Origin of the sequence: Thermococcus sp., assembly GCF_026991495.1 — an archaeon.
Taxonomy (GTDB): domain Archaea; phylum Methanobacteriota_B; class Thermococci; order Thermococcales; family Thermococcaceae; genus Thermococcus.
In genome coordinates, this window is sequence record NZ_JALXBJ010000019.1 from 1 (window position 1) to 7,877 (window position 7,877).

General features: G+C 55.9%; 5 protein-coding genes and 1 pseudogene. All 6 read left to right on the forward strand.

All coding sequences use genetic code 11. From position 1 onward, the window contains the following. A pseudogene (locus tag MVB78_RS01830) lies at positions 1 to 320 on the forward strand (hypothetical protein); the annotation flags it as partial. A gap of 87 nt (positions 321 to 407) precedes the next feature. After that, entirely contained in the window at positions 408 to 1,883 is a 1,476-nt protein-coding gene (locus MVB78_RS01835) for an extracellular solute-binding protein (protein WP_297487269.1), read from the forward strand. Between the two features lie 38 nt (positions 1,884 to 1,921). Then, complete coding sequence (locus MVB78_RS01840; protein ID WP_297487271.1) at positions 1,922 to 2,821, forward strand: carbohydrate ABC transporter permease; 900 nt, start codon at positions 1,922 to 1,924, stop codon at positions 2,819 to 2,821. Further along, entirely contained in the window at positions 2,821 to 4,158 is a 1,338-nt protein-coding gene (locus tag MVB78_RS01845) for a sugar ABC transporter permease (RefSeq protein WP_297487272.1), read from the forward strand. Before MVB78_RS01840 ends, MVB78_RS01845 begins: the two co-directional genes overlap by 1 nt. A gap of 36 nt (positions 4,159 to 4,194) precedes the next feature. After that, the gene (locus tag MVB78_RS01850) at positions 4,195 to 7,596 is read left to right on the forward strand and encodes a glucodextranase DOMON-like domain-containing protein (protein ID WP_297487275.1); all 3,402 of its coding nucleotides are present in this window, start codon (positions 4,195 to 4,197) and stop codon (positions 7,594 to 7,596) included. 52 nt (positions 7,597 to 7,648) lie between these two features. Beyond that, the coding region (locus tag MVB78_RS01855) for an ATP-binding cassette domain-containing protein (protein WP_297487276.1) at positions 7,649 to 7,877 on the forward strand (229 nt) is incomplete at its 3' end.

The window sequence follows — 7,877 nt, forward strand, 5'->3', positions numbered from 1 at the left end:
AGGTAGGACTCAGGGGTGGGGGTGAGGGGATGGGCACCGGAAGGGCTCCGATGGAGTGGGATGAGGGGAAGTGGAATAGGGAAATCCTTAATGTTACAAGGGCGCTCATAAAAATGAGGAGGGAGAGCCGGGCCCTCCAGTTGGGGGAGTTCGTTCCGCTTCGGTTTAAGGGCCAGACTGTTGCCTACGATCGGGTCTACAATGGCGAGAGCGTAAGCGTCGTGATAGATTATCCTGACGGGGGGAAACACTGTCGTTTTGAAATCCAGCGACGCTATAAGGGAACCCCCCAGCGGTTTGAGTACGGGTATGAACGGTAACCCGTTGGTGGTGCGGGGGTGAAAGCGCAAGATATATATATCACCCGCGATGATACTCTATCACGAAAGTTGGGTGGGTGATGAGAGATGAGAAAAAGTCTGTTCGCCCTGCTTCTTGTGGGCGTTCTGTTTCTTGGGGTAGTGGCCAGCGGCTGTCTTGGCGGTGGAGGCACCAGCAAGAGCAGTAGCAGCAGCCCGAGCTCGACCCAGAGCAGCTCCCAGAGTTCGAGTTCAACGACTCAGTCTTCAAGCTCTCCGAGCTCATCGGCAACATCGAGCACCTCAAGCACTCAGTCCTCCTCAACCTCCTCGACCTCTTCAGCAACCTCCCATTCCACGACATCGACGACTCAGTCTTCGAGTTCTTCGAGCTCTTCAACAACCTCAACAACTTCAACGACCACAACCTCAACTTCAACCCCCGGTAAGAAGGTTACGATAGTCCTCTGGCACGCGATGGGCCAGGCCGAGGCCCAGACCTTCCAGGACCTGATATCTGAGTTCGAGATCGAGCACCCCAACATCCAGATCAAGATGGTGTACAAGGCGAACCTTGAGACGGCTCTAAAGGCCGCTATTCCCGCCGGAAAGGGTCCGGACCTCTTCATATGGGCCCACGACTGGATCGGGAAGTTCGCCGAGGGCGGCCTCCTCAAGCCCATAGACAGCTACGTGCCCTCAGATTTCAGCGACAACTTCATACCCCTCGCCCAGGATGCCTTTGAGTACAAGGGACACTACTACGCGGTTCCCTTTGCGGCTGAGACTGTAGCCCTGATCTACAACAAGGACATGGTCAAGAACCCGCCGAAGAACTTCGACGAGATGAAGCAGATAATGCAGCAGTATTACGACCCGAACAACGGTAAGTACGGCATTGCAAGCCCGGTAAACGCTTACTTCCTTTCCGGCTGGGTGCAGGCCTTCGGCGGCTACTACTTTGATGATAAGACCGAGAAACCGGGTCTCAACCTGACCCAGACCCTCGAGGGCTTCAAGTTCTTCTTCAACAACATCTGGCCTTACATGGCCCACACCACCGACTACAACGCTCAGGTCAGCATTTTCACTGATGGAAACGCCCCGATGATGATAAACGGACCGTGGATCATCTCAGACGTTAAGAAAGCGGGGATAAACTTCGGCGTTGAGCCGCTTCCTCCGATAACATTGAACGGCAAGACCTACTACCCGAGGCCCTACGGTGGGGTCAAGCTCATCTACGTTACCGCAAACGCCCCGGACAGCAAGATGCAGGCCATATGGACCTTCCTCAAGTGGTTCTCGACCAGCGATGACGTCGCGACAACGCTCGCCCTCCAGAACGGCTACGTCCCGGTCCTCAAGAGCGTCTACAACAACCCGGACATCACCAGTGATCCGATTCTAAAGGGCTTCATGGACGCTGTTCAGCGGGCCTACCTCATGCCCAAGAGCGTCAAGATGGCGGCCGTTTGGGGCCCTGTCGGGCAGGCGATCACCAACATCGTCGGAGGCAAACAGACCATTGAACAGGCCCTCCAGGATGCCCAGCAGCAGATCCTGAAGGCAATAAGCGGCTGATCTCCTTCTTTTTTTACTCTTAACAAGGGGTGGAAGTGATGAGAAAACGCACAGAGGCGGCTTTAGCGCTTATCCTCCCGGGGATAGTTGCTTTTCTGTTCTTCAACATATACCCCATACTGTACTCGATCTACATTGCCTTCACCAACGCCCAGCTCGGCAACTTCCCGATACAAACCCCAAACGCACCGCCGCTCAGGTTCACAGGCCTCGACAACTTCCGCTGGGCCATCAGCGACCCCGGTTTCAGGTCGGCCTTTCTCTGGACGTGGCTCTTCGTGGCGACGAGCGTTACCCTTAAGGTTCTCGCAGGGATATTCCTCTCGGTGCTCTACAACAGCAAGTACGTCATAGGGAAGTCGCTCTACAGGGCCCTCCTTATAATCCCGTGGGCGCTGCCGCTGCTGTTCTCAATCACCGTCTGGAGGTTCATGTTCGACCCGATATTCGGCCCCGTTAACATACTCCTTAGGGATTTTGGTGTCTCACACCCCCCAGACTGGATAAACAACGTGACTTATGGTTTTGTGGCCCTGAACGTGATAGAGGTCTGGCTCGCTTACCCCTTCATGATGACCGTCATAACCTCCGCCCTTCAGGCGGTTCCCGATATACTGGTGGAGGCTGCCATAATCGACGGGGCCACCTACTGGCAGAGGCTCACCAAGGTCGTTATACCTATAGTGAGCAAGCCGATAGCCTTCGCCACGATCCTCACGAGCGCCGCGAGCTTCCAGTACTTCCTCGTGCCCTTCCTCTACAACGGCTCCCTCTTCGAGGACAGGTTCCTTCTCCTGTACGGCTACCAGAAGGCCTTCGGTTCGTCAATACCCCACTACGGAAGGGCGGCCGCGGTTCTCTTCATAGCCACGCTGGTCCTCGCGGTCTACATGCTGATCAGCATGAAGATAACTAAAATACAGGAGGGGGCGAGCTGATGGAGCTCAAACTGGACATTCCGAGAAGGGATCTCTGGAAAGCCGCTGCGATAACCCTGCTGGCGATCTTCATCATGGGGATAATCCTCTTTCCTGTCTACTACATGTTCCTCATCTCCATTGAACCAAAGGAGAGCTTAGCATCAACTTCAATAACGCTGATTCCACACCGCTCTACCCTCGATAACTACAGGGAGGTAGTGTTCGGGCACAAGGAGGCCACCGTGAAGTCCAAGCTCTTCAACATCACCAGCACTGGGGGAACGCTCATCGGTACGGACTACACGATCGAGTACAAGGACGGCACCCTCTGGGGCAGATCCTACATCAACTCCCTCTTTACGCTCAAGTACGTCAGCAACATCAAGGTTGAGGGTGCCAACAGGACGGTTCAGAACAATCAGGTGAGGTACGTCAGGGGCAAGCTTGCCTCCATAGAGGCGAAGGAAATAGACTCCAGTATCGGCGTCATAGGCAGAACCTACCTCAAGGCGAAGGAGGTCAGGATCACAGTTGAAAACCCGGGGAGCAGCAGGATACCCCTCAAGGGCCTCACCAAAGTGGCCAACAACACCTACGTTGGCAAGGAAGTTACCCTCACGCTCCCGGGAAGGGTTAGGATAAGCTCCGGGCCGGGGAAGCTTGAGGTGACCGATTTCTTCTTCGTCTTCGTCAACCAAGTGAACGGCGGCTTCTTCGGCTACCTCAAGAGGAGCATAATAATAGCCACTCTGACGGTCATACTGACGCTGCTCTTCGTCGTTCCAGCGGCCTATGCGTTCTCCAGGCTCAGGTTCATGGGCAGGGAGCACGTGCTGTACTTCTACCTGATGTTCACCCAGGTCGCGGGCGGATTGGGGATAGCGGGCCTTGTCGCCTTGTACGGAATGCTCGTTAAGCTCGGCCTCACCAACAACATCTACGTGCTCCCCTTCATATACGCGGCCGGCGGCGTCCCCTTCAACACCTGGCTCCTCAAGGGCTACATAGACTCGATAAGCACGGACTTCGATGAGGCTGCCCTCGTTGACGGCGCGAGCTACCTCCAGATCATAAGGCACGTGCTCCTCCCGATGGCGCTCCCGGGGATAACCACGGTCTCAATATTCGCCTTCATCGGCGGTTGGACCGAGCTTATTATCGCCAACCTCCTCCTCAACCAGAACAACTACCCTCTGACCGTATGGCTCTACAGCATGCTCAGTGACCTCAGGAACGTCAGCTGGAACCAGTTTTCGGCGGCGGCAATGCTCTTCGCTCTACCGGTCTTCATACTCTTCCTGCTTGCCCAGAACTACATAAGGAGCGGTTTAACCGTCGGAGGTTTGAAGGAATGATTTCGTTTTTTTCCAAACACTACGGAGGTGTGATGGATGAGAGCTGTGAAGGTACTTTCCCTACTCCTGCTTTCCATGGCCGTACTCGGCCTCTTTAACGTGGGGACTGTGGAAGCGGACCAGGCGAAGCCCCTGAACGTGATCATAGTATGGCACATGCACCAGCCCTTCTACTACGACCCGGTAGCAAAGCAGTTTGTCCTTCCGTGGGTCAGGCTCCACGCGGTCAGGGACTACTGGAGGATGCCGGCGATACTCTCGAAGTACCCGGACATACACGTTACGATAGACCTATCGGGTTCGCTGATAGAGCAGATGGCCCTCTACATGAACGGCTCAATGGACGTCAGGGAGAGGATAAGCTGGAAGCTCGCCAACGGTGCGCCCCTAAGCACCCAGGAGAAGTGGGTAATGCTCCAGGTTCCGGGCGGCTTCTTCGACAACACCATACCCTGGAACGGCGAGCCCTTAGCCGACGGCAACGGCAACCCGATAAGGGTGTACTGGAAGAGGTATACTGACCTGCTGAACGAGAGAAAGGCCCTCTTTGCGAAGTACGGAAACCTGCCCCTAAACGAGCAGAAGGTCAAGATAACGTCGAGTCTGAGCGATCAGGACTACCTCGACCTCGCTGTCCTCTTCAACCTCGCCTGGCTCCCTCACGACTACATAGTGAACAGCAGCGAGCTCAAACCCCTCTACGACAAGGTCAACACCGGCGGCTACACGAGGGACGACCTCAAAACCGTCCTCGACGTCCAGATGGAGCTCATAAACCACACCTTCGACTACTACAAAGCTGTGAACAAGTACCTGGGCAACGGTCCAGACGCGATAACTTTCGTCCCGTACGCCCACCCGATAGGCCCCATCTTGGCCGACTTCGGCTGGGCCAGCGACTTTGCAACCCAGATCCAGAGGGGGGAGGAGCTGTACAAGAGATACCTCGGCGATGGGAGGGCTCTCCCGAACGGCGGCTGGGAGGCCGAGTGCAGCCTGAACGACGATGCCCTCAGGCTGCTCGCCGAGAACGGCTGGGAGTGGGTGATAAGCGACCAGAACGTCCTCGAAAAGATGGGAATTCCCCATACCGTCACCAACTACTACAGGCCCTGGGTGGCGGACTTCAACGGAACTAAGATATACATATTCCCGAGGGACCACGCCCTCAGCGACAGGGTGGGCTTCAACTACGCCGGGATGAACCAGAAACAGGCCGTTCAGGACTTTGTGGACAAGCTCCTCAAGCTTCAGAAGCAGAACACCGACGGCTCTCTTGTCTACGTGGTCGCTCTCGACGGTGAGAACCCGTGGGAGAACTACCCGTATGAAGGGGACATGTTCCTGAACATGTTATACAAGAAGCTTGAGGAACTTCAGAAAGAGGGGCTCATAAGGACAGTTACGCCGGATGAGTACATCCAGATGTACGGGGAGGAGGCGAACGTCCTTGAGCCGCACACCATGAACTACCTCGACCTGAAGGATCACGTCGATGCGCTCAAGGAGGCCACGAGCCTCGATGAGCTCTACAAGCTCGCCGGAGTACAGGGACCGCACCTCTGGCCGGAATCGAGCTGGGTTGATGGAACACTCTCAACGTGGATAGGCGAGAGACAGGAGAACCTCGGCTGGTACTGGCTCTACCTGGCGAGGAACGCCCTCTTTGAGCACAAGTTTAGCGTTCCCAAGGATAGGTGGAACGAGGCCTTCGAGTACCTCCTCAGGGCTGAGGGAAGCGACTGGTTCTGGTGGTACGGGAGAGATCAGGACAGCGGCTTCGACCAGGGCTTTGGAAGGCTCTTCAAGAACTACCTCTACGAGATGTACAGGCTCCTCGGGATCAACCCGCCGAGCTACCTCTACGGCAACTACTTCCCGGACGGCCAGCCCTACCTCGTGAGGGAAACGGTCGGACTGAAGAAGGGGCAGACGGCCAGCTATTCAAGCCTCAGCCCCTATGCGAAGGGGGTAAGCGTTTACTTCGACGGCGATGGCTTCCACTTCACCGTTAAGGGCAACCTGAGCAACTTTGAGGTAAGCATCTGGAACCCTGAGAGGTTCATCGGCAACACCTTCACCATCGGTCAGCCGATTCCAGAGGAGCTGACGTACACGACCTTCCCGTACAGTGCCCAGAGCGTAGGCCTCATGATAACAACGCACGTGAGCTACGCCAACGGAACTGCAACGATCTACAACGCCACCGGCTACGACACCTACAGGCCAGTAGCAAAGCTGAACGCCACGAAAACCGGCGACGGGATAGAGGTCACAGTGCCCTTCAAGTACCTCGAGAACCCGACCGACGTTTACTTCGCCGTCTCGACGCTCCACAACGGCAACCTCTCGGTCATAAGCACCCCAGTCGAGCTCAAGCTCCCGAAGCAGGTCAAGGGCATCGTCCTGGTTGACATGAAAGATCCTGTCGGCGATGATCACGGACCCGGGAACTATACTTACCCGACTGATAAGGTCTTTAAGCCCGGCGTCTTCGACCTCACGAGATTCCAGCTCATAGAGCAGGAGGACAGCTACCTGATGGTGTTCTACTTCAGGAACTTGGGTGATAACCCGTGGAACGGGCCTAACGGGTTCAGCCTGCAGATGATCGAGGCGTACTTCGACTTCAAGAAAGGCGGGAACAGCAGCGCTGTAAAGGCTTACAGTAACGGCCCCGGCTCAAACGTCAACCTCGATCCCGATCACCCGTGGGACGTGGCCATAAGGGTCGAGGGATGGGAGGACTACGTATTCCTTCCGAACGGCACTTCGATAAAGGGCATCCTGAAGATATCGGTTGACCCCACGAAGAACGCCATAATGGTGGCTATGCCCAAGGAGTACATGAAGCTCAACGTGAGCTACGGGCTTTACGGGGCAGTCCTCATAGGTTCTCAGGACGGTTACGGGATTGACCACTGGCGCGATGTGGCAGTGAAGGCCGCACAGTGGAGGATTGGCGGCGGGGACGCGGACGCGATCATAGCCGGTGTTGCCCCGCGCGTTATGGACTTGCTCGTCCCTGCTGGCTTTAAGCCGACTCAGGAGCAGCAGCTCCAGAGCTACGACGCAGAGAACGGTCACAGGGCAACCGTTGTGGTGCTGTCCCTCGTAAAGGGCACCGGAGGGGGAACGGGAACGAGCACCACCCCGACTTCTTCCTCTTCGAGCAGTACTTCCTCCTCAAGCTCTTCGAGCAGTACTACGTCGAGTTCCTCTACTTCGAGCTCTTCGAGCAGTAGTAGTTCGACCTCGTCCTCATCAAGCAGTTCGAGCAGTTCGAGTTCGGTTTCGAGCAGTTCTTCGTCGAGCAGTAGTTCAAGCCCGTCAAGCACGCCTTCGAGCAGTAGCAGCAAGGGCGGCTGGCACATTTGCGGGCCGGCCGCGATAATAGCCCTCGCAGCACTCCCGCTGCTCTTGAGGAGGAGGCGCTGACCCCTCCCCTTTAAATATCTTTGGAAGCTAATGTTCCTTTGAGGTGGTGGAAGTGGCGGGTGTTAGACTCGTGAGCGTGTGGAAAAAGTTCGGAGACTTTACGGCTGTCAAAAACATGAGTTTGGAAGTTAAGGATGGGGAGTTTGCGATCCTCTTAGGCCCGAGCGGTTGTGGGAAAACAACAACGCTGAGGATGATTGCGGGCTTAGAAGAGCCGACGAAAGGCAGGATTTACATTGGGGATAGGCTTGTGGCGGATCCTGAGAAAGATGTCTTCGTCC